Origin of the sequence: Streptomyces sp. NPDC000345 (genome assembly GCF_042898825.1) — a bacterium.
GTDB lineage: Bacteria > Actinomycetota > Actinomycetes > Streptomycetales > Streptomycetaceae > Streptomyces.
Genome location: NZ_JBIAZE010000014.1, coordinates 98,048 through 123,093 on the forward strand (window position 1 = coordinate 98,048; position 25,046 = coordinate 123,093).

Genomic DNA, 25,046 nt, shown 5'->3' on the forward strand with positions numbered 1-25,046 from the left:
GCCGTATTGCGTGTCTGTGGTGCTTACGGTTTCGCGCTGTCGGTCATGGCTCGGTCCTCCCGGCTGGATTGCCGGTTTGTTCATGAGGACGTGCCCGGAGCCTAAATGGTTCATGCCTCGAAGGGAACGTGATATGTACTTCACTCCAACGAGGGATCGAACACCCATACGACTCTGGACTAGGCTGAGTTCCGTACGAGGGTGGCGTTACAACGGCTCTACCAGGCCTCGGTACCCTCTTGGCGGCGAATGAAGCCGCGCCCTTACCCAGAAGGGCCCCACCTGAAATTCAGCGAGGAGCGAACCGCGTGACCGCCGAGACGTCCGTGCCGTCCACAGCGCTGCTGGCAGGAGCAGACCGGGACGGTTCCAACTACACCGCGCGGCACCTGCTCGTCCTCGAGGGCCTCGAGGCCGTGCGGAAGCGCCCGGGTATGTACATCGGCTCGACCGACAGTCGGGGCCTGATGCACTGCCTGTGGGAGATCATCGACAATTCCGTCGACGAAGCCCTAGGAGGCTACTGCGACCACATCGAGGTGATCCTCCACGACGACGCCTCGGTCGAGGTGCGCGACAACGGCCGGGGCATCCCCGTCGACGTCGAGCCCAAGACCGGCCTCTCCGGCGTCGAGGTCGTCATGACCAAGCTGCACGCCGGCGGCAAGTTCGGCGGCGGTTCCTACGCCGCCTCCGGTGGTCTGCACGGCGTCGGTGCCTCCGTCGTCAACGCCCTCTCGGCCCGCCTCGACGTCGAGGTGGACCGTGGCGGCCACACGCACGCGATCAGCTTCCGGCGCGGTGTGCCGGGCGCCTTCGCCGCGGACGGCCCCGACGCAAAGTTCGAGGCCAAGGGCGGCCTGCGCAAGGCCAAGAAGATCGCCAGGACCCGCACCGGCACACGTGTGCGGTACTGGGCCGACCGCCAGATCTTCCTCAAGGACGCCAAGCTCTCCCTCGAGAACCTCCATCAGCGCGCCCGCCAGACCGCGTTCCTGGTGCCGGGCCTGACCATCGTCGTCCGCGACGAGTACGGCCTGGGCGAGGGCGGCAGCAAGGGCGAGGAGTCCTTCCGCTTCGACGGCGGTATCAGCGAGTTCTGCGAGTACCTGGCCACCGACAAGGCGGTGTGCGACGTCCTGCGCTTCACCGGGCAGGGCACGTTCAGGGAGACCGTCCCGGTCCTGGACGAGCACGGGCAGATGACGCCCACCCAGGTCACCCGCGAGCTGGACGTCGACGTCGCGATGCGCTGGGGCACCGGATACGACACCGCCGTGAAGTCCTTCGTGAACATCATCGCCACCCCCAAGGGCGGCACTCATGTGGCGGGCTTCGAACAGGCCGTGGCCAGCACGATGAACGAGGTGCTGCGCGCCAAGAAGCTGCTGCGCGTCGCCGAGGACGACATCGTCAAGGACGACGCCCTGGAGGGCCTTACCGCCGTCGTCACCGTCCGCCTCGCCGAGCCCCAGTTCGAGGGCCAGACCAAGGAGGTCCTCGGCACCTCGGCCGCCCGGCGCATCGTGAGCACCGTGATCTCCAAGGAACTCAAGGCGTTCCTGACCTCCACCAAGCGCGACGCCGCGGCCCAGGCCCGCGTGGTCATGGAGAAGGCGGTGGCCGCCGCCCGTACGCGCATCGCGGCCCGTCAGCACAAGGACGCCCAGCGCCGGAAGACGGCCCTGGAGTCCTCCTCGCTGCCCGCGAAGCTCGCCGACTGCCGCAGTGACGACGTCGACCGCAGCGAGCTGTTCATCGTCGAGGGCGACTCCGCGCTCGGCACCGCGAAGCTGGCCCGCAACTCCGAGTTCCAGGCGCTTCTGCCGATCCGGGGCAAGATCCTCAACGTTCAGAAGTCGTCCGTGACCGACATGCTCAAGAACGCCGAGTGCGGCGCGATCATCCAGGTCATAGGAGCGGGCTCGGGGCGGACCTTCGACATCGACGCGGCCCGCTACGGCAAGATCATCATGATGACCGACGCCGATGTGGACGGCTCCCACATCCGCACGCTGCTGCTGACGCTCTTCCACCGCTACATGCGGCCCATGGTCGAGGCCGGCCGGGTGTTCGCCGCGGTGCCGCCGCTGCACCGCATCGAACTCGTCCAGCCCAAGCGGGGCCAGGACAAGTACGTGTACACCTACTCGGACCGTGAGCTGCGCGACAAGCTCATGGAGTTCCAGAGCAAGGGCGTCCGGTACAAGGACTCCATCCAGCGCTACAAGGGTCTCGGCGAGATGGACGCCGACCAGCTGGCCGAGACGACCATGGACCCGCGCCACCGCACCCTGCGCCGTATCAACCTCTCCGACCTGGAGGCGGCGGAGCAGGTGTTCGATCTGCTCATGGGCAACGACGTGGCGCCGCGCAAGGAGTTCATCTCCAGCTCGGCGGCGACCCTGGACCGGTCCCGCATCGACGCGTAGCGGCCGCGCCCGGCCCGGCCCTGTGCCCGGCGACTCCACCCGTGGGTGGAGTCGCCGGCACACGCGATCCACCCGTGATCCACCTGGGCTCCGATCCGCTGACCTGTATGAATCCGTAGCGTCGAAGGCGTCGGCAGCACTCGCTGCCGGCCTCCCCTTCTCGCTCACGGAGGCCGTGATGTCCGGGCTGATCAACGCGCTGGTGATCGTGGCCGTGGTCGTGCTGGTGATCGGGCGGCAGTTTCGCGCGAGCCCTGTCGACGCGGACCGGCGGTGGTGGGTCCTGCCGGAGGTCCTGGCCGTCATGGCGCTGCGTGAGCCCGGCCTGCTCGATGCCCGCCACCACACCGCGTCGGTGCGGAGTCCGGGCGCGAGCCCCGTGCGCGGCCCCGCGTACGGTGAGAGGGTGGCCCGGCCCGCGTGGAAGGAGCGCCTGTGAGGGAGAGCGCCTGGACACGCTGGCCCTCCCGTGAGGCGCTGGGGCTCGAGGAGACCTCCCGGCCCAGACGTCTGCTGGCCTGGGGTATTCGGTTGCTCGTGTTCGGCGGGCTGTTGTGGAGCGCCTTCCAGGACGGCCGTGTCCACGGGTGGGCGGTCGTCGCCGGAATCGGCGGGATCCTTGTGGCCGGCGCTTTGGCCTGGGGTTTCTTCCAGACGACGCTCGAGCACCGCCTGTGGCCCTCTCTGGCACTCGTCGCGCTGCTGCTGGCGCTCGCCGCCGGGGCCCGGGCCGCCGGCTTCGGCGTTCCGGCCGTCGTGCTCTGGTGCGGCTGTGCCATCGCGGCGCTGGAGCGACTGCCGGTGGCGGCCGCACTGCCGGTGGCCTCCGTGGGACTCGCCGCCTTTGCCCAGGTCGACGGCGGCGGGTGGGTGAGCACGGCCGCCACCATCGGGGGAATGACCCTCGCCGGATACACGCTGCGCCTGGACGCCGAGGCGCGGGGCAACGCCGAGCGGCTGCTCGCACAGGAGCGTGCGGCGCGGGCCGCGGAGGCCGAGTCGGCCGCGCTCGCCGAGCGGGCCCGCATCGCCCGGGAGATCCATGACGTACTGGCCCACAGCCTCTCGGCGCAGCTCGTGCACCTGGAGGCCGCCCGGCTCCTCATCGAGCGAGGCGTGGGCCGCGAGCAGATCCTCGAGCGGGTGGTGGCGGCCCGGGGTATGGCCCGCGACGGCCTCGACGAGACCCGGCAGGCGCTGTCCGCGCTGCGCGGCGACCTGACGCCGCTCGAGGACTTCCTGACCGGCCTCGCGCGGGCGGCCCACGGTGCCGAGGTCACCGTGGGAGGTGAACGCAGAGCACTACCGGCCGAAGCGTCGCAGGCCGTGCGCAGAGTCGCCCAGGAGGCTCTGACGAACGCCCGGAAGCACGCGCCGGGTGCGAAGGTCCGCGTACGGCTGGACTACGGCCCGCATGAAGTGACCCTGGACATACGCGACTCGGGCGGTTCGCCGGGTGAACTGGCCGCGACCGGCGGCGGGTACGGTCTGCTCGGAATGCGGGAGCGCGCCGAGCTGCTGGGCGGATCGCTGGACGCCGGGCCGGACGAGGAAGGGTTCGCGGTGACGCTGAGGGTGCCGGTATGACCGAGGAGGCGGAGCGGAAACCGGCCAGGGTGGTCGTCGCGGACGACCAGACCGTGGTCCGGGAGGGCATCGTGATGCTGCTCGGGCTGCTGCCGGGAGTGGAGGTCGTCGGGGCCGCGCGAGACGGCGACGAGGCGGTGCGGCTCGTCGCCGAACTCGCCCCGGACGTGGTGCTGATGGACCTGCGCATGCCCCGCTGCGACGGCGTGGAGGCGACGCGGCGGATCCGTGGCGAGCATCCCGGGACGCAGGTCGTGGTGCTCACGACGTTCGTGGACGACGAGTCCCTGTTCCCGGCACTGCGGGCGGGGGCGCGGGGATACCTCACCAAGGACGCCGGCGGCGACGAGATCGTGCGGGCCGTGCGGAGCGTCCTGTCCGGGGACGCGGGACTGTCGCCGAGCGTCCAGCGACGGCTGCTGGAGCGCCTGTCGGCACCCGAGCCGGAACCGGCCGTGCCCGCCGCTCCACCCGACGGGCTCACCACCCGGGAGACGGAGGTGCTGACGCTGATCGCCGAAGGCCTCAGCAACCAGGAGATCGCCCGCAGGCTCCAGGTCTCCACGGCGACGGTGAAGACCCACATCAACAACATGTTCACCAAGACAGGGCTCAAGGACCGTGCGCAGGCAGTGCGTTACGCGTACGGAAAGGGGCTGGTACGGCCGCCGACGGGATGAATGGCCATTTCGTCACCTGATGGGGTGAAGTAGGCGGGAAGAAGAGTCGGGGATCTTCCCGTTCTGTCCATCCTTGGGCATGCAGTCAAGCAACGGTTGTGTCCGCGGCCGCGGAGACGGCCTTGAGAGATCGGGCGAACACCACCCGGGCCAGGGCCCGGAGTTCGCCGAAGCGCCGGGTGAGGCGCGTTACGAGGACCCCTGGTACGACACGCTCGCGTCGGGCTGGGGGGAGCCGGGCACTAGGGGCCCGGTGGGCGCATCGCCGTTCGCCGGGGTGCCCGCGGCCCGCCACGGAGGGGACGACCGGGCCGTGGCGGCGGCCCAGGTCTACCTCGAGGTGCAGCGCAGCGCGGCCTTCCAGGAAGTGCGCAGCCGGTACCGGCGGTTCGTGGGGCCGGCGACGGCGGGGTTCTTCCTCTGGTACGTGGGCTACGTCGTGACCGCGACGGCCGCTCCCGGATTCATGGCGCGGCCGGTGGCGGGCGCGGTGAACGTGGCGTTGCTCGCGGGGCTCGGCCAGTTCCTCAGCACGTTTCTGCTCACCTGGGCCTACGCGCGGCACGCGCGGCTGCGCCGGGACCGTGCGGCGCTCGAACTGCGCTGGGACACCCAGGAGCTGACGCGGGGGACAAGGGGTGGTGCCTTGTGATCGGTCACCACCAGGCTCTGGCGCTGCTGCTGTTCAGCGCGTTCGTCGCGGTCACGTTGGGCATCACCACCTGGGTGAGCCGCAACCGGCAGGGCTCGGAGGACGAGTTCTACGTCGGCGGGCGGCTGTTCTCCCCGATGGAGAACGGTTTCGCGATCGCGGGCGACTACATGTCCGCCGCCTCCTTCCTCGGTGTCGCGGGGCTCATCGCGCTCTTCGGCTACGACGGCCTGCTGTACGTGGTCGGCTTCCTCGTGGCCTGGCTGGTGGTGCTGTTCCTCGTCGCCGAACTGGTGCGCAACTGCGGACGGTTCACGCTCGCCGACGTCGTCGCGGCGCGGATGAGCGAGCGGCCGGTGCGGATCGCGGCGGGAACCTCCTCGGTCACCGTGTCCGTTCTCTATCTGGTGGCGCAGATGGTGGGTGCGGGCAGCCTGGTCGCGCTGCTGCTCGGGAACACCGGCGAGGCGGCCCAGGCGTGGGCCGTCATCGGGGTCGGCGCGCTGATGGTGATCTATGTGTCGCTGGGAGGGATGCGGGCCACCACCTGGATCCAGATCGTCAAGGCGGTCCTGCTGCTCTGCGGCACGATCGCGCTCACGGTGCTCGTCCTGGTGCGTTTCCACGGTGACGTCGACCGGCTGCTGCTGACGGCGGCCGAGCGCAGCGGACACGGGGCCGCGTTCCTGGCGCCCGGGCTGAAGTACGGCGGCGACTGGACCGCCCGCTTCGACTTCATGAGCCTCGGGCTGGCGCTGGTGCTGGGCACGGCCGGGCTGCCACACATCCTGTCGCGCTTCTACACCGTCCCCACCGCACGGGCCGCTCGGCGGTCCGTCGTCTGGTCGATCGGGCTCATCGGCGGCTTCTACCTGATGACGATCGTGCTCGGCTTCGGGGCGGCCGCGATCGTCGGCCCGGAGACCATGCGCGCATCGAACGCGGCCGGGAACACCGCCGTTCCGCTCCTGGCGCTCGATCTGGGCGGCGGGGCCGACTCCACCGGCGGCACGGTTCTGTTCGCGTTGGTGGCGGCGATCGCGTTCGCGACGATTCTCGCGGTCGTCGCCGGGATCACGCTCGCCTCCTCGGCGTCGGTGGCGCACGACCTGTACGCCTCGTTGCGCCGACGGCAGGCGAAACCCCGCAGCGAGGTCGCGGTGGCGCGGATCGCCGCCGTCGGCATCGGCGTGGTCGCGATCGGCCTCGGACTGCTGGCCCGCGATCTCAACGTCGCCTTTCTGGTGGGGCTCGCGTTCGCGGTCGCGGCGTCCGCGAACCTGCCGGTGCTGCTGTACTCGCTGTTCTGGCGCGGCTTCACCACCCGGGGCGCGGTGTGGGCGGTGTACGGCGGCCTGGTGCCGGCCCTGGTCCTCGTGGTGCTGTCACCGGTGGTGTCGGGCAGTCCCGAGTCGCTCTTCCCGGGCGTGGACTTCCAGTACTTCCCGCTGCAGAACCCCGGTCTGGTCTCGATCCCGCTGGGATTCCTGGCGGGCTGGCTCGGCACGGTCACCTCGTCCGAGATCGCGGACGAGGCCAAGCACGCGGAGGCCGAGGTACGGTCGCTGACCGGTGCGGGGGCCGTCTGACGCGTACCGCGCCGGGCGCCCGTGGAGCTACGGCGCCACCCAGGCGTAGCGGTGTTCCGGGCGGCCGGTGTCGCCGTACTTGAGGGAGAGGCGCAGCCGGCCGGCCTGTTCCAGGTGCCTGAGGTAGCGCTGGGCGGTGGAACGGCTCAGACCGGTCTCGGCGGCCACCTCGTGGGCGGAGAGCGGGTGGTCCGCGCGGTGCAGGACGGCGCAGATCAGATCCGTGGTCGGCTCCGAGTGGCCGGTCGGCAGACCGGGGGAGGACGGCACCGGGGCGGTGCGCAGGGCGCCGAAGATCCGGTCGACCTGCTCCTGGCCGGCGACGCCCCGGCCGCCGACTCGGTCCACCGTGCGGCGCAGGGCGGCATAGGAGTCGAGGCGGGTGCGCAGCGCGGCGAAGGTGAACGGTTTCACCAGGTAGTGCAGCGCGCCCAGGCGCATGGCGGTCTGGACGGTGCTGACGTCACCGGCCGCCGTGATCATGATGACGTCGGTGCCGTGGCCCTGCTCCCGCATGCGGTGGACGAGGTCCAGACCCGTTCCGTCGGGGAGGTAGTGGTCGAGCAGAACCAGGTCGATGGTTCCGCGCTGCACGGTGGCCAGCGCCTGGGCGGCGCTGTGCGCGCGGGCGGCCACCCGGAAACCGGGAACCTTCCCCACGTACTTGGCGTTGATCTCAGCGACGCGGAAGTCGTCGTCCACGACCAGGACGTCAATCATCGGGCCTCTTTCCCTCAAGGCCTGGTGGGCGTTAAGCCCATGTTTCGGCTCCGCTGTTGTAGCGCGCGCAAAACGAGCACAACAGCCTCTTGCAAGCAAAAGAAGCGCATGCGCTCACAAGGCTGATGCCGTATCCCGGCTCACATCTACCGTCCCCGGCCATGAGCGCACACACCAGCCCCGCCATCGAGCTGCGGGGCGCGAGCAAGGTCTTCAGGACCCCCTCGGGGGGTCTGCACACGGCCGTCCGGGACCTCGACCTCACCATCGGGCGCGGCGAGTTCGTGGCCGTCGTCGGGCCGACCGGCTGCGGCAAGTCGACCACCCTGACCCTGGTCAGCGGCCTCGAGGAGCCGACGCAGGGCGACGTGCTGGTCGCGGGGGAGCCGGTGCGCGGCGTCGGCGACAAGGTCGGCTTCGTCTTCCAGCAGGACGCGACGTTCCCGTGGCGTACGGTGCTGTCCAACGTGATGGCGGGCCCCCGCTTCCGCGGCGTACCCAAGGCGGAGGCGAAGCGGAAGGCGCGCGAGTGGCTGGCCCGGGTCGGGCTCGCCGCCTTCGAGGACCGCTATCCCCATCAGCTCTCCGGCGGCCAGCGCAAGCGCGTCGCCCTCGCCGCCACCTTCGTCAACGATCCCGAGATCCTGCTCATGGACGAGCCGTTCTCGGCGCTCGACGTCCAGACGCGGGCCCTGATGTCGGACGAGCTCCTGGAGCTGTGGGAGGGCACGGGGGCCTCGGTCGTCTTCGTGACCCACGACCTGGAGGAGTCCATCGCGCTGGCCGACAAGGTCGTGGTCATGACCGCCGGACCGGCCACCGTGAAGCACGTCTTCGACATCGACCTGCCGCGGCCGCGCAAGGTCGAGTCGGTGCGCCTGGAGCCGCGGTTCATCGAGATCTACCGCGAGATCTGGGAGTCCCTCGGCGAAGAGGTCCGCATCACCCGCGAAAGAGGTGCCGCCCATGTCGCCTGACGTCCTCAGCACACCCGTCGTCGACACGGTCAAGGCGCCGGACCGCGCGCACTCACGCGCGCGTGCCGCCCGCAGACGCAAGATCGTCGTAGGGACGTCCCGGGTCGTACTCCTGGTGGCCGTGCTCTCCCTGTGGGAGGCGCTTGCCCGCGCCAAGGTCATCGACCCGTTCAACTTCTCGATGCCCTCGAAGGTCTGGGATCAGATCTACACCTGGGTGACCCACGGGACCGCCATCGGGTCCCTGGGCGAGCAGATCTGGTACACGCTCTACGAGGCGCTGCTCGGCTGGGTCTTCGGCGTGGTCGCGGGTGTCGTGTTCGGTATCCTGCTCGGGCGGATCACCTTCCTCGCCGATGTCCTTGGTCCCTACATCAAGGTCCTCAACTCGATACCCAGGATCGTCCTCGCGCCGATCTTCGTGATCTGGTTCGGCCTCGGCCCCGCCTCCAAGGTCGCGTCGGCGGTCGTGCTGGTGTTCTTCCCGGTGTTCTTCAACGCCTTCCAGGGTGCCCGCGAGGTCGACCGCAATCTCGTCGCCAACGCCCGCATCCTCGGCGCGAGCGACCGCAGGGTGACGCTTCAGGTCGTCATCCCGTCCGCCACCTCGTGGATCTTCACCAGCCTGCACGTCAGCTTCGGCTTCGCCCTCATCGGCGCCATCGTCGGCGAGTACATCGGCGCGACCAAGGGCGTCGGCCTGCTCATCGCACAGTCGCAGGGCACGTTCAACACGGCCGGTGTGTATGCCGCGATGGTCATCCTCGCCGTCGTCGCACTCGTGGCCGAGGGACTGCTCACCTTCGCCGAGCGCCGCATCTTCCGCTGGAAGCCCTCGGGCTCCGACAGCTGACCCTCGTCGCACGATTCCCCTCCCTCCGCACCACCCCTCTCACAAGGACGTGAACCCGCCATGCGCTTCTCCGCCAGACACACCGCCCTGGCCGCCGCCGGCCTGCTCGCCCTCTCCTCGCTCACCGCATGCGCCAACGACGCGGCGAGCACCGCGTCCACCGGCTCCGGCGGGGACGGCAAGGGGACGAAGGTCAAGATCATGGTCGGCGGCCTGGACAAGGTCATCTACCTGCCCGCGATGCTCACCCAGCGGCTCGGCTACTTCGACGCCGAGGGCCTCGACGTCGAGCTGCTGAGCGAGCCGGCCGGCGTGCAGGCCGAGACCGCGCTCGTCTCCGGCCAGGTCCAGGGCGCCGTCGGCTTCTACGACCACACGCTCGACCTGCAGGTGAAGGGCAAGGCCGTCGAATCCGTCGTGCAGTTCTCGCACGCGCCCGGCGAAGTGGAGATCGTCTCCACCAAGGCCGAGGGCGACATCACCTCACCCGAGGACTTCAAGGGCAGGAAGCTCGGCGTCACCGGCCTTGGTTCCTCGACCGACTTCCTCACCAAGTACCTCGCCGTCAAGAACGGCGTGAAGGTCAGCGACTTCACCCCGGTCGCGGTGGGTGCCGGGCCGACGTTCATCTCGGCGCTCCAGAAGGGCGCCATCGACGCCGGTATGACGACCGACCCGACCGTCGCGACGATCCTGGACAAGAAGGCCGGGAAGGTCCTGCTCGACATGCGCACCCCGCAGGGCTCGATGGAGGCGCTCGGCGGGCCGTACCCGTCGTCCAGCCTGTACATGCAGACGGACTGGGTCAACAGCCACAAGGACACCGTCCAGAAGTTGGCCAATGCATTCGTCAAGACGCTCAAGTGGATGTCCACCCACAGCGCCGCTGAGATCGCCGACAAGATGCCCGCCGACTACTCGCAGGGCAACAAGACGCTGTACGCGGTGGCCATCAAGAGCACCCTGCCCATGTTCACCAAGGACGGCGTGATGCCCGAGGACGGCCCCGAGACCGTGGAGAAGGTCCTCAAGGCGTTCAACCCCAACATCCAGAAGGCCGACGTCGACCTGAGTAAGACCTACACGACGGAGTTCGTCGAGAAGGCGGCCGGCTGACGGCCGCACCGGGCCGTGCCCTCAGGCGCGGGTCGCCCACACGTAACGGTGTTCCGGGCGGCCCGCGTCGCCGTACTTCAGGGTCAGCCGGGCCCGTCCCGTCCGTTCCAGGAGCTTCAGATAGCGCTGGGCGGTCTGGCGGCTCACCCCGGTCCGGTCGGCGATCTCCTGGGCCGACAGGGGCCCCTCCGCGCTCATCAGGGCCTGGCGGACCAGTTCCGCGGTGGTGGGGGAGTGCCCCTTGGGCAGCCCGGGCTCCGACGGGGCGGACAGCGCACCGAAGATCCGGTCGACGTCGGCCTGTTCGGCCTCGCCGCCGCCGTCGAGGGTGCGGCGCAGTTCGGCGTACGCCTCCAGCTTGGCGCGCAGACCCGCGAAGTTGAACGGTTTCACCAGGTACTGAAGGGCGCCGTGGCGCATCGCGGCCTGCACCGTCGAGACGTCCCGCGCCGCCGTCACCATGATCACGTCGGTCTGGTGACCGCGTCGGCGCATCTCCTGGACGACCTCCAGACCGGTCTCGTCGGGCAGGTAGTGGTCCAGCAGGACCAGGTCCAGACGCGGCTGCCGCTCCAGTAGGCGCAGCGCCTCGGCGGCGCTGTGCGCCTCGCCGGCGACGTGGAAGCCGGGCACCTTCTCGACATAAGCGGCGTTGACCTGGGCGACCCTGGTGTCGTCGTCCACGACCAGGACCTCGATCATCGCGACTCCTCCTCGGCCGTGCCCTTCGCCGGTGCGGCCAGGGCGGGTTCCAGATCGGGCCCTGCCAGCGCCTCGGGCAGGACGACGGTGAACTCGGCGCCCCCGCCGGCCGACTCGCCGACCGTAGCGCTGCCGCCCTGCCGCTCGGCGAGCCTGCGGACCAGGGACAGCCCGATGCCGCGCTTGCCGTGCGCGGGCGGCTTCTTCGTGGACCAGCCCTCCGTGAAGATCAACTCACGCTGCTCCGCCGGGATTCCCGGTCCGGTGTCCCGGACCCGCAGGACGGCGGTGCGTCCCTCGGCGCGCAGTTCGACCTCCACGCGCGCGTGCGGGGTGCCGGCGACGGCGTCGAGCGCGTTGTCCACGAGGTTGCCCACCACCGTGACCAGCCCGCGCGGGTCCACCAGCAGGTCCGGGAGCCGGGTGCCGTCCGAGACCCACAGGGCGACACCGCGCTCGGCCGCGACGGTCGCCTTGCCGACCAGCAGAGCGGCGAGCAGCGGGTCCTCGATCCTCTCGGTCACCTGTTCCGAGGTGGCCCGGTGATCGCCGACCACCTCGCCGACGAAGTCCACGGCGTCGTCGTACATCTCCAGTTCGAGCAGGCCGAGCAGCGTGTGCATTCGGTTGGCGTGCTCGTGGTCCTGGGCGCGCAGCGCGTCGATCAGACCGTGGGTGGAGTCCAGCTCGCGGCCCAGCTGTTCCAGCTCGGTGCGGTCGCGCAGGGTGGCCACCGCGCCGCCGTCGTCGGTGGGCATGCGGTTGACGACCAGGACGCGCTGTCCGCGTACGGCGATCAGGTCGGTGCCGGTCACCCGGCCGGCCAGCACGTCGGCCGTGCGCCCCTCGCCGAGCGCGTCGTCGGGCGAGCGGCCCACCGCCTCCTCGCCGATGCCGAGCAGCCGCTGGGCCTCGTCGTTGAGCAGCCGGACCCGGCCGGCCCGGTCCAGCGCGACGACGCCCTCGCGGATGCCGTGCAGCATGGCCTCGCGCTCCGCGAGCAGCGCCGAGATGTCGGAGAAGGCCAGGTCGCGGGTCTGCCGCTGGACCCGCCGGGAGATCAGCCAGGCGGCGAGCGCGCCCACGGCGAGCGCCCCGCCCGCGTAGGCGAAAAGCCCCGGGATGGCGTGGATCAGACGGGCCCGCACGCTGTCGTACTCGATGCCGACCGAGACCGCCCCGATGATCTTGCCGTCGCCGTCCCGCAGGGGCACCTTGCCGCGGGCGGAGCGGCCCAGGGTGCCGCTGTCGATCTCCATGACGTTCCTCCCGGCCAGCGCCTGACTGGGGTCCGTGGAGACATGGCCGCCGACCTCGTCGGGATCGGTGTGCGACCAGCGGGTGCCGTGGAGGTCCATGACGACGACGTACTCGGCGCCGCTGGCCTTGCGGATCCGTTCCGCCTCGCGCTGGACCGGCCCGCCGACGGTGGGCGGTGTGCTCTGCAGGTCCTCGGCGATCTGGGGCACCGCCGCCGTGGTCTGCGCGATGGCGAGGGCGCGGCGCATCGCCTGGTCGTCCAGCTGGTCGCTGAGCGGGGCGAGGAACAGGCCGGTGGCGAGCACCACGACTCCCGCGGCGATCGCCAGCTGCATCAGCAGCACCTGCGAGAACATGCGCCGCGGCATGCCGAGACGCAGGCGACGGGCGGGGGGAGAGGGGCTCATACCCAAGACGGTACGTGGGCGAGCCGGTGCAGCCGTAGGGGTCTGTGGTGTGGATCTCTTGACCGACTCAAGAGGAAACGGTTCGGCCGGGTCCGCGCGGGGGCTGTGTCCGGCTGGCGACGCGGCTGGTTCAGCCGGCCACCGCCACCGCCAGTTCGTGCACCGCCACCACGTCCATCCGCGCGGGCGACCCCAGGACCGACGCCCCGCAGCTCTCGGGCCGGGGCGGCTGGGAGGCGCCCTGCGCCACGACGACCCGCCAGTGGCGTCCGTCGGTGTGTGCGACGGTCACCTCCCAGCGCGGTGCCCCGCCGGTGGTGAGGACGACGTCGAGGGCGTCCGCCCCGTCCTCGCCGGCCGCCCGCCGCACGGCCAGCTCCGCCGCCTGCGCGGGCCGCTCCCAGGCCGAACGCCCTCGGCACCGGTCCACGACGACCCGCCCCTCCTGGACGCCGTGCAGGACCTCCATGACGGAGTGGGCCTCGGCGCGGCCGTACACGTAGCCGTGCGGCAGGACGAGGACCGTGGGGGAGAAGCGATGACCGCCCAGATGAGTGACCTCCCAGACGCCCCGGACGCCCGACGCGGCCAGTTCGGCCGCGAGCGGGCGGCCCAGCAGGGCGCAGCAGCGGTCGCGCTTGCCGTTGGTGCAGACGAGGGCGAGGGGATCACCGGTGTGCGGGCCGCCGCGCAGCGCGGTGTCGAACGTGCGGTGGTCGCCCCGGCCGAGCGCGGCGAAGTCGAGGTCCAGCAGCCGCCCGGGGTCGGTGGTCGTGGTCGTGTGCACCCAGGCGTTCCCCGGCGTGGTGTGGGCCGCGTACACCTGCCGCACGGGCGGCGGCAGGCCGGGGTCGGCGTGCCGGCCCGGGCGGCGGATGAGCGCGACGCGCACGCCCGTGCCGTGGGCGGCCGCCTCCAGGTCCCGGCCCAGGGCGGGGTCCAGGTGGCTCGAGGTGAGCGCCTTGGCACCCCACGGACCGGCCTGTTCCAGCAGGAGCCAGGTCGAGGCGGTGGCCGCGGTTCCGGGCATGGGCTCGCCGAGGTTCCGCGAGTCGGTCGCGCACGTACTCACAGAGGTGAGCCTAACCTGACTTGACGCGCCGCACCTCCCTCGGCGCCTGTGGGTGGCTGTGGACTCCTCGGGCCGGGGCGGTGACTCCTGTTCACCGTCCGGGGCACGCGCGCGTGCCCCGGCGCCGTCCAAGGCCCGAGCGTCCTAGCCGGGGAGGGGCTGGGGCGGCTTCGGACCCACGTAGTGCCCGCTGGGCCGCATCCGCAGCGGCCGCTCCCCGTACTCCTCCAGGGCATGGGCGATCCACCCGGCGGTCCGGGCCACGGCGAAGATCGTCTCGCCCGCCGAGGACTCCATGCCGCAGGAGGCGGTGAGGACACCGAGCGCGAGGTCCACGTTGGCGTGCAGCGGAGTGTGCCGGGCGGTGGTGGCGACGATGTCCCGGGCCGCGGCGAGGGCGGGAGCGGCCTCGGGGATCTCCTCCAGGAGGGCGAACAGGGCACGCGCGCGCGGGTCCTCGCCGGGGTAGAGCCGGTGGCCGAGGCCCGGGATGCGGCGGCCGGCCCGCAGTTCCTGGGCGATGACGGGGGCCGCGTCGCCCAGGTCGAGGACCTCCTGCAGCAGCCGGTGCGCGAGCCCGCTCGCGGCACCGTGCAGAGGCCCCTCCAGGACTCCGAGCCCGGCGGAGACGGCCGCGTAGGTGTGCGCGCGGGCCGAGGCCGCGACGCGCACGGCGAGCGTCGACGCGGCCAGGTCGTGGTCGACGAGCAGGGCGAGGGCCGTGTCCAGGACCCGCAGGTGCGCCTCGGCCGGTGGGCGCCCGCTGAGTCTGCCCCACAGGCGCTGGGCCAGGGACCCCTCGTCGCGGTGGTCGCGCCGCTTGGGCGGCAGGGCGGACACGAGGGTGGGGATCAGGATGCGCGCGGTGCCGAGCACGGCCTCCCCGGTCAGGTCGAAGCGCAGCGGGTCGGCGACCGCGGCGGCGACGGCGGCGACCCGCAACCGGTCGGTGGGGCCGCTGTGTTCGGGCAGCGCGTCGGCCGCGCGGCGGGCGGCCGTGACGGAGGAGGCCGGCGCGGTGAAGGTGGTGCCCGGGCTCATCCGGCCGGTCCACAGCCACTCGGCGACCTCTTCGTACGAGTGCCGGGCGGCCAGTTCGGTCGCGTCGACACCCCGGAAGTAGTACCGGTTCTTGTCGATGAACGTCAGCCGCGTCCGCACGGACAGCTCTCCGCCCGGGCCCGGACTCCCGCCGGTCTCGCGCCTGTTGCGCCGTGCGAGCGCCTCGACCTCCCTGGCGTCGAAGGTGCTGCCCCGGCCGCCGGGCGTACGCCTGCTGCTCAGCTGACCGCGGCTCACATACGCGTAGACGGTCTCGGGTTTCACGCCGAGCAGTTCGGCGGCCTCCCTGGTGCTCAGCCGTGGGTCCTCGTGGCCGGAGGCGGGGTCGTGATCGCGCATGGGGCTCACCGTATCCGCAGAGCGTTTGCGTTGACTGAACATCGATTCAATCAATATTGACAGAGATTTGGTCAAGCATGGACAGTCGAATCAATATCAGGGAGGAAGTCATGACAGTCACGTCGTCCGGCGCCACGTCCGTCAACCCGTCCACCCCCGCGCTCCTCGACGCCCCGCGCGGCCTCGCCGGAGTCGTCGTCGCCGACACGGAGGTCGGTGACGTCCGGGGGCGCGAGGGGTTCTACCACTACCGCCAGTACTCGGCCGTCGACCTGGCGCACACCCGCCCCTTCGAGGACGTCTGGCACCTCATGGTCCACGGCGATCTGCCGGACGCGCGGCGCAGTGCCGCCTTCGCCGCGGAGACCGCCGCCCTGCGACGGCTTCCGCGGGCGGTGACGGCGGCCCTGCCCGCCATCGCGGCGGCCGGCGCCGGGGCGAATCCGCTCGCCGGGATGCGGACGGCTCTGTCACTGCTGGGCGCGGAGCACGGCTTCCGGCCCGTGTACGACATCGACGCGGACCGGCGCCGAGCGGACACCGTCGTCGCGGCAGCCGCCGTGCCGACCCTGCTCACCGCGCTGTACCGGCTGGGGAAGGGCCTCGACCCCGTCGAGCCGCGCGAGGACCTGTCGTACGCGGCGAACTACCTCTACATGCTGACCGGCGCCGAGCCCGACGCGGAGCGGGGCCGGGCGGTCGAGCAGTACCTGATCTCCACCATTGACCATGGATTCAATGCATCAACCTTCACGGCCAGGGTGATCGCCTCGACCGGGGCCGACGTGGCCGCATGCCTGGTGGGGGCGGTGGGCGCCTTGTCGGGGCCCCTGCACGGCGGGGCACCCAGCCGGGCGCTGGACACCCTGGACGCGATCGGCTCCCCCGATCGCATCGACTCCTGGATCCGGGAGCGTGTGCTCGCCGGTGAGCGCGTCATGGGCTTCGGTCACGCCGTCTACCGCACGGAGGACCCGCGTTCGCGGATGCTCCGCGAGACCGCGCTGCGGTTCGGAGGGGCGCGCGTCGAGTTCGCGGTCGAGGTGGAGCGGCGGGTGGAGTCGATCCTCGCCGAACTGAAGCCGGGCCGCGAGCTGCACACCAACGTCGAGTTCTACGCCGGCGTCGTCATGGAACGGTGCGGGCTGCCCCGCGAGATGTTCACCCCGACCTTCGCGGCGGCCCGGGTGGTGGGCTGGAGCGCCAACATCCTGGAGCAGGCGCAGGATTCGAAGATCATCCGCCCTGTGGCGCGGTATGTGGGGCCGGGGGCGCCGGTGGAGGTGCCGAAAGCGGTCTGAGGGGGCGCGGAAGGTCCGGCACCTTGAGAGGTGCCGGACCCGAGAGGCGCTCGTCACTGGGACTGGTCGGCCTGGCGGCGCGCTTCGGGCTCCTGGGTGAAGGGCTCGGCGTGCCCGGCGGTCTTTCTGTCGGGGTTCGGGGCGGAACGGTCGGGCTCCGACGGTGAGGCTGGTGCTGCTTGGGCCTTCGAATGCTGGCGGAGCATCCTGATGCCGACGTAAGCGCCAGTGGCACTGCCGGCCGCGCTGATGACCGCGGCTATGACGAGGATGATGTCTATGCCCATGGGATTCTCACGCGTCCGGGATGTCGGCCTTTGCTCGGATCAGCGTTTCGCGGGTGACGACGACGATGCGTTCGTAGTCCGCGCGCGAGGCGTCGGAGGGCAGGCCTCCGTCGAGCGCTTCCGTGGCGTCCGTGCCGATGACGGCGAAGTTCCCGTCGGACAACTCGAAGATGTCGGGGCAGTTGCCCCCTCCCGTGCTCCCCCGCTCGCTGGGGGGCACACCGATCCGACGGATGATCTGACTCACTGTGATTCCTCTGGCTTTCCACGCTGACAGGCTGAACGGAGGTGAAGTTGCGTACGGCGGCTGCGGAGCGAGAAGGCAGCCCTGTAGGGCGCGTTTCGTCATCCGCCGGAATGAACGACGGTCTCATGGAGTCGCTCTGCGTGATCACGTGTGAGTGAACCCCAGCCGCCACCGGGACAACGCCGTACTTCACTCGTTCGTTATGCGCCGACGGCGTGAACTGCAGGTGGGTGCCCCTTACTCGGTCGGCGGCTCGCCCACCACCCACCACTCGTCCATGTCGGCCTCTTCCAGCTGGCGCAGCAGTTCGTCGACGACGCGCCCCAGTTCGGCCTCCTCCGAGCCGTCCGGCAGAGTCGCACGCTGGCCCTGCGTCGCGTACCAGTACTCCCGCACGATCGGATTCTGCAGCAGACCCCGCATCCGGCCGTGGAACTCCTCACGGGTGAGGTTGCCGATGCGGTAGTAGAACAGCAGGTTGGTGTAGAGCGCGTTTGCGAAGAGGAATTGGCGTCGCTTCTGGGGCGACGCCGTGACTTCGAAGATGTCCAGGACTTCGGCGAGTTCGGGGCTGTCGATCGCTTTGCTCAGCAATTCCCAGTGCAGCCGCTGCTGATGCGCCAGATTGGCGTGGGGCGGTGCGGAGACCCCTTGCTCCAGGTGCTCCAGCCGCGTGCGCAGATCGCCGAGTGCGTTCCGCTTCACGGTCAGCGCTACCAGGGCTCCGGCCGCCACGCCGAAGCCCGCTGCCGCGAGGGGGCCCAGCCCCCGTATCCGAGACTTCCGTGTGGCCATGTCAACCCCCGGTTCAGGCGGCCGTGCGCCGGTCGTCGGGGTGCGGGTGGAGTGACGGGGACCGGCGAGCGGTGGGCGGCGCTTGCCGTCTCCCAGAGTGCCGAGCGGCTCTGATCGGCGGGGGAGGCGGAGGGGAGGCGCACGGAGGGAAGCGAGGGTCGCACGCCAGGGCGCCTTGCCAGACGTCTGCCCCGCAAGTGCAGCTAACAATCGTTCACTTCGGCGAGGATTCCGCCGGCTCGTATCCTGGGGCGCGTTCCATCCCCGTACGCGCTCCTGGGCCGTGAGCCGGAGTACGCGCAGGTGCCAGAGAGGTCGCACGGTGACGCAGAGCCGCACTCCGCAGCAGATCCCGGTCGTCGTCCTCGCCGGATTCCTCGGCTCCGGCAAGACGACGCTCCTCAACCATCTCCTCCACCGCAGCGGAGGCAGCCGGATCGGTGCCATCGTCAACGACTTCGGGGCGATCGAGATCGACGCCATGGCCGTGGCCGGCGCGCTGGGCGACTCCACCGTCTCCCTCGGCAACGGCTGCCTGTGCTGCGCCGTCGACGCCAGTGAGCTGGACGTCTACCTCGAGCGGCTCACGCGTCCGTCCGCCGGCATCGACGTCGTCGTCATCGAGGCCAGCGGCCTCGCCGAGCCCCAGGAACTGGTCCGCATGGTGCTCGCCAGCGAGCACCCGGGGATCGTGTACGGCGGGCTCGTCGAGGTCGTCGACGCCGCCGAGTTCGACGCGACCCGTACGAAGCACCCCGAGATCGACCGGCATCTCGCCCTCGCCGATCTGGTCGTGGTGAACAAGCTGGACCGGGCCGCCGACGGCGAGCGGGTCCTCGGGCTCGTCCGGTCGCTCGTCGACCGCGCCGCGGTCGTGCCCGCCGCCTACGGCCGCATCGACCCGGAGTTCCTCTTCGACTGCAGGCCGGGCGAGGAGCGCGTCGGGCAGCTGTCGTTCGACGACCTGCACGAGCACGACGAGGGCGAGGAGCACGCCGGGCACCTGCACACCGCCTACGACAGCCTCTCGTTCACCTCCGGGACGCCCATGGACCCACGTCGCCTGATGGCGTTCCTCGACAGCAGGCCCCAGGGGCTCTACCGGATCAAGGGATACGTCGACTTCGGAGCCCACGACACGCGCAACCGCTACGCCGTGCACGCCGTGGGGCGCTTCCTGCGGTTCCGTCCGGAGCCCTGGCCCGCCGCCGGCCCGCGCCTGACGCAGCTCGTCCTCATCGGCTCCGGCATCGACGCACCGGCCCTGGACAAGGAGCTCGAGGGGTGCAGGAGCGACGCCCCACACGCCGACGAACACGCCATGTGGGGCGTCCTGCGCTACGTACGGGATCCGGATGACGCGAGGGATCCCGGGGAAGTGGCCTAGACCGGTCCTGCCACCACGCCCACCGTCTTCGCCAGCGAGACGCCCGAGCCGTCGCGCCGCGGGTCCGTCTCCGGCAGCTCGGCGGGCATGCCGTTCTTCTGCGCCGCCTTCGCCGGGGCAGGGCCCGCCCAGGCGAAGGACAGGCAGTCCTCACCCTTCAGGAACCGCTGGCAGCGCACCCCGCCGGTCGCGCGGCCCTTGCGCGGGTACTGGTCGAAGGGCGTCAGCTTGGCGGTCGTCTGCACGGAGTCGTCCAAGGTGCCGCGTGAGCCCGCGACCGTGAAGACCACCGCGTCCGCCGCCGGGTCCACCGCCGTGAACGAGATCACCTTCGCGCCGTCGGCGAGCTTGATGCCCGTCATGCCACCCGCAGGACGGCCCTGCGGGCGCACCTGCGCGGCCTGGTAGCGCAGCAGCTGGGCGTCGTCGGTGATGAAGACCAGGTCCTCCTCGCCGGTGCGCAGCTCGACCGCGCCGACGATCCGGTCGCCCTCCTTGAGGGTGATGACCTCCAGCTCGCCCTTGTTGGACGGGTAGTCGGGCACCACCCGCTTGACCACACCCTGTTCCGTGCCGAGCGCCAGCCCCGGCGACGACTCGTCGAGCGTGATCAGGCAGACCACCGTCTCGTCGCCCTCCAGGGAGACGAACTCCGTCAGCGGGGCACCGCCCGACAGGTTCGGTGCCGCGGCCGTGTCCGGGAGCTGAGGCAGGTCGACGACGTTGATCCGCAGCAGCCGGCCCGTCGAGGTGACCGCGCCGATCTCCCCGCGAGCGGTGGCCGGCACCGCCGAGACGATCACGTCGTGCTTGGTGCGCTTGCCGTCCGCGTCCTCGGCGAAGGGATCGCCGTTCGCCGTGCGGGCCAGGAGGCCCGTGGACGACAGCAGGACCCGGCACGGGTCGTCCGCGACCTGCAGCGGCACGGCGGCGGGGGTACCCGACGACTCCAGCAGGACCGTACGCCGCTCGGTGCCGAACTTCTTGGCCACCGCGGCCAGTTCGGACGAGACCAGCTTGCGCAGCTCCGCGTCCGAGTCCAGGATCCGGGTCAGCTCCGCGATCTCCGCGTTGAGCCTCTCCTTCTCCGCCTCCAGTTCGATCCGGTCGTACTTGGTGAGGCGGCGCAGCGGAGTGTCGAGGATGTACTGGGTCTGGATCTCCGACAGGGAGAAGCGCTCCATCAGGCGCTCCTTGGCCTGCGCACCGTTCTCGCTGGAGCGGATCAGCCGGATGACCTCGTCGATGTCGACGAGTGCCGTCAGCAGGCCCTCGACCAGGTGAAGCCGGTCGCGGCGCTTGCCGCGGCGGAACTCGCTGCGCCGGCGGACCACGTCGAAGCGGTGGTCGAGGTAGACCTCCAGGAGCTCCTTGAGGCCCAGCGTGAGCGGCTGGCCGTCCACCAGTGCCACGTTGTTGATGCCGAAGGACTCCTCCATCGGAGTCAGCTTGTACAGCTGCTCCAGGACCGCCTCCGGCACGAAGCCGTTCTTGATCTCGATGACCAGGCGCAGGCCGTGCGCACGGTCGGTGAGGTCCTTGACGTCGGCGATGCCCTGGATCTTCTTCGAACCGACCAGGTCCTTGATCTTGGCGATGACCTTCTCGGGGCCGACGGTGAACGGCAGTTCCGTGACGACCAGGCCCTTGCGGCGGGCCGTCACCGTCTCCACCGCGACCGTGGCGCGGATCTTGAACGTGCCGCGGCCCGACTCGTACGCGTCCCGGATGCCGGAGAGGCCGACGATCCGGCCGCCGGTGGGCAGGTCGGGGCCCGGGACGTACTTCATCAGGGCTTCCAGATCCGCGTTCGGGTGGCGGATCAGGTGGCGGGCGGCCGCGACGACCTCGCCGAGGTTGTGCGGCGGCATGTTCGTGGCCATGCCGACGGCGATCCCGGACGCGCCGTTGACCAGCAGGTTCGGGAAGGCGGCGGGCAGCGCCACCGGCTCCTGCTCCTGGCCGTCGTAGTTCGGCGCGAAGTCGACGGTGTCCTCGTCGATCGACTCGGTCATCAGGCTCGTGGCCGCGGCCTGCCGGCACTCGGTGTACCGCATGGCGGCCGGCGGGTCGTCGTTGCCCAGCGAACCGAAGTTGCCGTGGCCGTCGACCAGCGGCACGCGCATGGAGAAGGGCTGCGCCATGCGCACCAGGGCGTCGTAGATCGACGCGTCGCCGTGCGGGTGCAGCTTGCCCATGACCTCGCCGACCACCCGCGCGCACTTCACATAGCCGCGGTCGGGGCGCAGTCCCATCTCGTTCATCTGGTAGACGATGCGGCGGTGCACCGGCTTGAGACCGTCGCGGGCGTCGGGCAGGGCTCGGGAGTAGATGACCGAGTACGCGTACTCGAGGAAGGAGCCCTGCATCTCGTCGACGACGTCGATGTCGAGGATCCGCTCCTCGTACGAGTCGTCGGGCGGCGGGGTCTTCGTGCTGCGGCGGGCCATCGCTGCCGGCTCCTTGCTCAAGCGTGGGACGGTATCTGACGCGGACCATTGTGGACCGTGGCACTGACAGACCGGGCTCAGGACCCGGTTTCGACCGCCGGGCCCGGAGGGCAGGCGGTCCGTGAGGGCTGCCGGCCCGGTGCGGGGGGCCGCCTCCATGATTGCCCGCAGGGTACGCCATCACCGCCCGCGTCCCCGCTCCCGGTTTCTCGCTCTCGGCGTACGGCCTCCGGGAACTTCGCCGACCGACCGCACGCTTGCATACAGTGACAGGACCGGCAGGAAACGCGCGGTTTCCACGACCGCGTCCGCGATCGGAAGGACGTACATGCCCATGGGTCACACGGCCACAGCCCAGGCAGGCTCCGGGGGCCTGACAGCGACCGAGCACCGCCTGGCCAACGGCCTGCGCGTGGTGCTCTCCGAGGACCACCTGACCCCCGTCGCGGCGGTGTGCCTCTGGTACGACGTCGGCTCGCGCCACGAAGTCAAGGGCCGTACCGGCCTGGCTCACCTTTTCGAGCACCTCATGTTCCAGGGCTCCGCCCAGGTCAAGGGCAACGGCCACTTCGAGCTGGTCCAGGGCGCCGGCGGTTCCCTCAACGGCACCACCAGCTTCGAGCGCACCAACTACTTCGAGACCATGCCCGCCCACCAGCTGGAGCTCGCCCTCTGGCTGGAGGCCGACCGCATGGGCTCCCTGCTGGCCGCCCTGGACGACGAGTCCATGGAGAACCAGCGCGACGTCGTGAAGAACGAGCGCCGCCAGCGCTACGACAACGTTCCGTACGGCACCGCCTTCGAGAAGCTGACCGCCCTCGCCTACCCGGAGGGCCACCCCTACCACCACACGCCGATCGGCTCGATGGCCGACCTGGACGCGGCGACCCTGGAGGACGCGCGCGCGTTCTTCCGCACGTACTACGCGCCCAACAACGCCGTCCTGTCGGTCGTCGGCGACATCGACCCGGAGCAGACGCTCGCCTGGATCGAGAAGTACTTCGGCTCCATCCCCGGCCACGACGGCAAGCCGGAGCCGCGCGACGGCTCCCTGCCCGAGGTCATCGGCGAGCAGCTGCGCGAGGTTGTCGAGGAGGAGGTCCCGGCCCGCGCCCTGATGGCCGCCTACCGCCTGCCCAACGACGGCACGCGCGCGTGCGACGCGGTCGACCTGGCGCTCACCGTCCTCGGCGGCGGCGAGTCCTCCCGCCTCTACAACCGGCTGGTGCGCCGCGACCGTACGGCCGTCGCGGCCGGCTTCGGGCTGCTGCGGCTCGCCGGGGCGCCCTCCCTGGGCTGGCTGGACGTGAAGACGTCCGGGGACGTCGAGGTGCCCGTCATCGAGGCGGCCATCGACGAGGAGCTCGCCCGGTTCGCCGAGGAGGGTCCGACCGCCGAGGAAATGGAGCGCGCTCAGGCGCAGTTGGAGCGCGAGTGGCTCGACCGGCTCGGCACCGTGGCCGGCCGCGCCGACGAACTGTGCCGGTTCGCCGTTCTGTTCGGTGACCCGCAGCTCGCGCTCACCGCCGTCCAGCGCGTGCTGGAGGTGACGCCCGAGGAGGTGCGGGAGGTCGCCAAGGCCCGCCTGCGCCCGGACAACCGCGCGGTGCTCGTCTACGAGCCGACCGCCCCCGAAGCCCCCGCCGACCAGGACGAGAACGAGGAGGCGGCCCAGTGACCGAGCTCGCCACGATGGACTTCCACCCCCAGCCCAGGGCGGGCGAGGCCAAGCCGTGGGCGTTCCCCGCACCCGAGCGCGCCACGCTGGACAACGGCCTGACCGTTCTGCACTGCCACCGCCCCGGCCAGCAGGTCGTCGCCGTCGAGGTCCTCCTCGACGCGCCCCTGGACGCCGAACCGGCCGGCCTGGACGGCGTCGCCACGATCATGGCGCGCGCCTTCTCCGAGGGCACCGACAAGCACTCGGCGGAGGAGTTCGCCGCCGAGCTGGAGCGCTGCGGCGCCACCCTCGACGCGCACGCCGACCACCCCGGCGTCCGCCTCAGCCTGGAGGTGCCCGCCTCCCGCCTGCCCAAGGCGCTCGGCCTGATCGCCGACGCCCTGCGCGCGCCCGCGTTCGCCGACAGCGAGGTCGAGCGCCTCGTCCGCAACCGTCTGGACGAGATCCCGCACGAGCTGGCCAACCCCTCCCGCCGTGCCGCCAAGGAGCTCTCCAAGGAGCTCTTCCCGGCGAGCGCGCGCATGTCGCGCCCCCGCCAGGGCACCGCGGACACCGTCGAGAAGATCGACTCCGCTGCCGTACGGGCCTTCTACGAGAGGCACGTCCGGCCGGCCACGGCCACCGCCGTGGTCGTCGGCGACCTGACGGGCGTCGACCTGGCCGCGCTCCTCGGCGACACCCTGGGCGCCTGGACGGGCTCCTCGGCCCAGCCGCGGCCCGTCCCGCCGGTGACCGCCGACGACACCGGCCGCGTGGTCATCGTGGACCGCCCCGGCGCCGTCCAGACGCAGCTGCTCATCGGCCGTATCGGCGCCGACCGGCACGCGCGCGTGTGGCCCGCGCAGGTGCTCGGCACGTACTGCCTCGGCGGCACCCTCACCTCCCGCCTGGACCGCGTCCTGCGCGAGGAGAAGGGCTACACCTACGGGGTGCGCGCCTTCGGGCAGGTGCTCCGGTCCGCGCCGGACGGCTCGGGCGCCGCGATGCTGGCCATCAGCGGCTCCGTCGACACGCCGAACACCGGTCCCGCCCTGGACGACCTGTGGAAGGTGCTGCGCACCCTCGCCGCCGAGGGTCTGACGGACGCCGAGCGCGACGTCGCCGTGCAGAACCTGGTGGGCGTGGCGCCGCTGAAGTACGAGACCGCCGCGGCCGTCGCGAGCACCCTGGCCGACCAGGTCGAGCAGCATCTGCCGGACGACTACCAGGCCACGCTGTACCAGCAGCTCGCCGCGACCGGCACGGTGGAGGCCACCGCAGCGGCCGTGAGCGCCTTCCCGGTGGACCGTCTGGTGACCGTCCTCGTCGGTGACGCCGCCCGGATCGAGGAGGCCGTCGAGGCGCTCGGCATCGGCGAGGTGAAGGTCGTGCCGGCGGAGTAGCGGCGACCGGACCCGCGGCCGCCGAGGCCAACGGCACACGCGCGTACGGGCCCTGGTGGACGGCGACG

At 71.1% G+C, this 25,046-nt stretch carries 22 protein-coding genes; 13 read left to right on the forward strand and 9 right to left on the reverse strand.

Going from position 1 to position 25,046, the window contains the following annotated elements:
- The first annotated feature begins 308 nt into the window (after nucleotides 1-308).
- From ACFY30_RS29400 to ACFY30_RS29425, 6 genes are all read left to right on the forward strand, one after another.
- A complete protein-coding gene (locus ACFY30_RS29400) occupies nucleotides 309-2,432 on the forward strand; it encodes a type IIA DNA topoisomerase subunit B (RefSeq protein ID WP_390848176.1) in 2,124 nt (707 codons plus the stop codon).
- A gap of 178 nt (nucleotides 2,433-2,610) precedes the next feature.
- The gene (locus tag ACFY30_RS29405) at nucleotides 2,611-2,871 is read left to right on the forward strand and encodes a hypothetical protein (RefSeq protein ID WP_390848177.1); all 261 of its coding nucleotides are present in this window, start codon (nucleotides 2,611-2,613) and stop codon (nucleotides 2,869-2,871) included.
- Entirely contained in the window at nucleotides 2,868-4,019 is a 1,152-nt protein-coding gene (locus ACFY30_RS29410) for a sensor histidine kinase (protein WP_390848178.1), read from the forward strand. Before ACFY30_RS29405 ends, ACFY30_RS29410 begins: the two co-directional genes overlap by 4 nt.
- Complete coding sequence (locus tag ACFY30_RS29415; protein ID WP_390848179.1) at nucleotides 4,016-4,699, forward strand: response regulator; 684 nt, start codon at nucleotides 4,016-4,018, stop codon at nucleotides 4,697-4,699. Before ACFY30_RS29410 ends, ACFY30_RS29415 begins: the two co-directional genes overlap by 4 nt.
- 79 nt (nucleotides 4,700-4,778) lie before the next feature.
- Nucleotides 4,779-5,351: a DUF485 domain-containing protein gene (locus ACFY30_RS29420; RefSeq protein ID WP_390848180.1), complete on the forward strand. Its 573-nt coding sequence runs from the start codon at nucleotides 4,779-4,781 to the stop codon at nucleotides 5,349-5,351.
- Nucleotides 5,348-6,940 carry a cation acetate symporter gene (locus ACFY30_RS29425; RefSeq protein ID WP_390848181.1) on the forward strand — a complete coding sequence of 531 codons (1,593 nt, stop codon included), beginning with the start codon at nucleotides 5,348-5,350 and terminating at the stop codon, nucleotides 6,938-6,940. Before ACFY30_RS29420 ends, ACFY30_RS29425 begins: the two co-directional genes overlap by 4 nt.
- A 27-nt stretch (nucleotides 6,941-6,967) precedes the next feature.
- Here ACFY30_RS29425 and ACFY30_RS29430 read toward each other — a convergent pair whose 3' ends face one another.
- Complete coding sequence (locus ACFY30_RS29430) at nucleotides 6,968-7,660, reverse strand: response regulator (protein ID WP_390848182.1); 693 nt, start codon at nucleotides 7,658-7,660, stop codon at nucleotides 6,968-6,970.
- A gap of 161 nt (nucleotides 7,661-7,821) precedes the next feature.
- Here ACFY30_RS29430 and ACFY30_RS29435 point away from each other — a divergent pair, with 161 nt between their 5' ends.
- From ACFY30_RS29435 to ACFY30_RS29445, 3 genes are read left to right on the forward strand one after another with little or no spacing between them, the layout of a single operon-like run.
- Entirely contained in the window at nucleotides 7,822-8,637 is an 816-nt protein-coding gene (locus tag ACFY30_RS29435; RefSeq protein WP_390848183.1) for an ABC transporter ATP-binding protein, read from the forward strand.
- Nucleotides 8,627-9,490 carry an ABC transporter permease gene (locus ACFY30_RS29440; protein ID WP_390848184.1) on the forward strand — a complete coding sequence of 288 codons (864 nt, stop codon included), beginning with the start codon at nucleotides 8,627-8,629 and terminating at the stop codon, nucleotides 9,488-9,490. Before ACFY30_RS29435 ends, ACFY30_RS29440 begins: the two co-directional genes overlap by 11 nt.
- Nucleotides 9,491-9,550: 60 nt before the next feature.
- On the forward strand, nucleotides 9,551-10,606 hold the full coding sequence (locus ACFY30_RS29445) for an ABC transporter substrate-binding protein (RefSeq protein WP_390661884.1): 1,056 nt from the start codon (nucleotides 9,551-9,553) through the stop codon (nucleotides 10,604-10,606).
- 21 nt (nucleotides 10,607-10,627) lie between these two features.
- On the opposite strand, the gene ACFY30_RS29450 is transcribed toward ACFY30_RS29445, so the two are convergent.
- The 4 genes from ACFY30_RS29450 to ACFY30_RS29465 all read right to left on the reverse strand — a co-directional run bounded on the left by ACFY30_RS29450 (nucleotide 10,628) and on the right by ACFY30_RS29465 (nucleotide 15,448).
- Nucleotides 10,628-11,308: a response regulator gene (locus tag ACFY30_RS29450; protein ID WP_390848185.1), complete on the reverse strand. Its 681-nt coding sequence runs from the start codon at nucleotides 11,306-11,308 to the stop codon at nucleotides 10,628-10,630.
- A complete protein-coding gene (locus ACFY30_RS29455) occupies nucleotides 11,305-12,975 on the reverse strand; it encodes an ATP-binding protein (RefSeq protein ID WP_390848186.1) in 1,671 nt (556 codons plus the stop codon). The genes ACFY30_RS29450 and ACFY30_RS29455 overlap by 4 nt, the downstream gene beginning before the upstream one ends.
- 130 nt (nucleotides 12,976-13,105) lie before the next feature.
- Nucleotides 13,106-14,047, reverse strand: a complete 942-nt coding sequence (locus tag ACFY30_RS29460) for a sucrase ferredoxin (protein WP_390848187.1) — start codon at nucleotides 14,045-14,047, stop codon at nucleotides 13,106-13,108.
- Between the two features lie 144 nt (nucleotides 14,048-14,191).
- Nucleotides 14,192-15,448, reverse strand: a complete 1,257-nt coding sequence (locus tag ACFY30_RS29465; protein ID WP_390848188.1) for a citrate/2-methylcitrate synthase — start codon at nucleotides 15,446-15,448, stop codon at nucleotides 14,192-14,194.
- 110 nt (nucleotides 15,449-15,558) lie between these two features.
- Between ACFY30_RS29465 and ACFY30_RS29470 the strand changes: the two genes are divergently transcribed.
- A complete protein-coding gene (locus tag ACFY30_RS29470) occupies nucleotides 15,559-16,749 on the forward strand; it encodes a citrate synthase (protein WP_390848189.1) in 1,191 nt (396 codons plus the stop codon).
- 53 nt (nucleotides 16,750-16,802) lie between these two features.
- Here ACFY30_RS29470 and ACFY30_RS29475 read toward each other — a convergent pair whose 3' ends face one another.
- From ACFY30_RS29475 to ACFY30_RS29485, 3 genes are all read right to left on the reverse strand, one after another.
- Nucleotides 16,803-17,036 (reverse strand): hypothetical protein, encoded by a 234-nt coding sequence (locus ACFY30_RS29475; protein WP_390848190.1) that lies wholly within the window; start codon nucleotides 17,034-17,036, stop codon nucleotides 16,803-16,805.
- Nucleotides 17,037-17,043: 7 nt separating this feature from the next.
- Nucleotides 17,044-17,283, reverse strand: a complete 240-nt coding sequence (locus tag ACFY30_RS29480; protein WP_390848191.1) for a hypothetical protein — start codon at nucleotides 17,281-17,283, stop codon at nucleotides 17,044-17,046.
- A gap of 237 nt (nucleotides 17,284-17,520) precedes the next feature.
- The gene (locus ACFY30_RS29485; protein WP_390848192.1) at nucleotides 17,521-18,078 is read right to left on the reverse strand and encodes a DUF6082 family protein; all 558 of its coding nucleotides are present in this window, start codon (nucleotides 18,076-18,078) and stop codon (nucleotides 17,521-17,523) included.
- 322 nt (nucleotides 18,079-18,400) lie between these two features.
- Between ACFY30_RS29485 and ACFY30_RS29490 the strand changes: the two genes are divergently transcribed.
- On the forward strand, nucleotides 18,401-19,465 hold the full coding sequence (locus ACFY30_RS29490; protein ID WP_390848193.1) for a CobW family GTP-binding protein: 1,065 nt from the start codon (nucleotides 18,401-18,403) through the stop codon (nucleotides 19,463-19,465).
- Here ACFY30_RS29490 and ACFY30_RS29495 read toward each other — a convergent pair.
- The gene (locus tag ACFY30_RS29495) at nucleotides 19,462-21,915 is read right to left on the reverse strand and encodes a DNA topoisomerase (ATP-hydrolyzing) subunit A (RefSeq protein ID WP_390848266.1); all 2,454 of its coding nucleotides are present in this window, start codon (nucleotides 21,913-21,915) and stop codon (nucleotides 19,462-19,464) included. The two genes, ACFY30_RS29490 and ACFY30_RS29495, sit on opposite strands and share 4 nt — an antisense overlap.
- A 328-nt stretch (nucleotides 21,916-22,243) precedes the next feature.
- On the opposite strand from ACFY30_RS29495, the gene ACFY30_RS29500 reads away from it, so the two are divergent.
- Nucleotides 22,244-23,593, forward strand: a complete 1,350-nt coding sequence (locus tag ACFY30_RS29500) for a M16 family metallopeptidase (RefSeq protein WP_390848194.1) — start codon at nucleotides 22,244-22,246, stop codon at nucleotides 23,591-23,593.
- Complete coding sequence (locus ACFY30_RS29505; RefSeq protein WP_390848195.1) at nucleotides 23,590-24,978, forward strand: M16 family metallopeptidase; 1,389 nt, start codon at nucleotides 23,590-23,592, stop codon at nucleotides 24,976-24,978. The genes ACFY30_RS29500 and ACFY30_RS29505 overlap by 4 nt, the downstream gene beginning before the upstream one ends.
- Nucleotides 24,979-25,046: the final 68 nt, after the last annotated feature.

What these genes read in the sequence shown, in the direction of transcription:
- ACFY30_RS29405 (WP_390848177.1), top strand. Translation starts at nt 2,611, where the DNA reads ATGTCCGGGCTGATCAACGCGCTGGTGATCGTGGCCGTGGTCGTGCTG.
- ACFY30_RS29415 (WP_390848179.1), top strand. Translation starts at nt 4,016, where the DNA reads ATGACCGAGGAGGCGGAGCGGAAACCGGCCAGGGTGGTCGTCGCGGAC.
- ACFY30_RS29420 (WP_390848180.1), top strand. Translation starts at nt 4,779, where the DNA reads ATGCAGTCAAGCAACGGTTGTGTCCGCGGCCGCGGAGACGGCCTTGAG.
- ACFY30_RS29430 (WP_390848182.1), bottom strand. Translation starts at nt 7,660, where the DNA reads ATGATTGACGTCCTGGTCGTGGACGACGACTTCCGCGTCGCTGAGATC.
- ACFY30_RS29435 (WP_390848183.1), top strand. Translation starts at nt 7,822, where the DNA reads ATGAGCGCACACACCAGCCCCGCCATCGAGCTGCGGGGCGCGAGCAAG.
- ACFY30_RS29440 (WP_390848184.1), top strand. Translation starts at nt 8,627, where the DNA reads ATGTCGCCTGACGTCCTCAGCACACCCGTCGTCGACACGGTCAAGGCG.
- ACFY30_RS29445 (WP_390661884.1), top strand. Translation starts at nt 9,551, where the DNA reads ATGCGCTTCTCCGCCAGACACACCGCCCTGGCCGCCGCCGGCCTGCTC.
- ACFY30_RS29450 (WP_390848185.1), bottom strand. Translation starts at nt 11,308, where the DNA reads ATGATCGAGGTCCTGGTCGTGGACGACGACACCAGGGTCGCCCAGGTC.
- ACFY30_RS29455 (WP_390848186.1), bottom strand. Translation starts at nt 12,975, where the DNA reads ATGAGCCCCTCTCCCCCCGCCCGTCGCCTGCGTCTCGGCATGCCGCGG.
- ACFY30_RS29465 (WP_390848188.1), bottom strand. Translation starts at nt 15,448, where the DNA reads ATGCGCGATCACGACCCCGCCTCCGGCCACGAGGACCCACGGCTGAGC.
- ACFY30_RS29470 (WP_390848189.1), top strand. Translation starts at nt 15,559, where the DNA reads ATGACAGTCACGTCGTCCGGCGCCACGTCCGTCAACCCGTCCACCCCC.
- ACFY30_RS29475 (WP_390848190.1), bottom strand. Translation starts at nt 17,036, where the DNA reads ATGGGCATAGACATCATCCTCGTCATAGCCGCGGTCATCAGCGCGGCC.
- ACFY30_RS29485 (WP_390848192.1), bottom strand. Translation starts at nt 18,078, where the DNA reads ATGGCCACACGGAAGTCTCGGATACGGGGGCTGGGCCCCCTCGCGGCA.
- ACFY30_RS29495 (WP_390848266.1), bottom strand. Translation starts at nt 21,915, where the DNA reads ATGGCCCGCCGCAGCACGAAGACCCCGCCGCCCGACGACTCGTACGAG.
- ACFY30_RS29500 (WP_390848194.1), top strand. Translation starts at nt 22,244, where the DNA reads ATGCCCATGGGTCACACGGCCACAGCCCAGGCAGGCTCCGGGGGCCTG.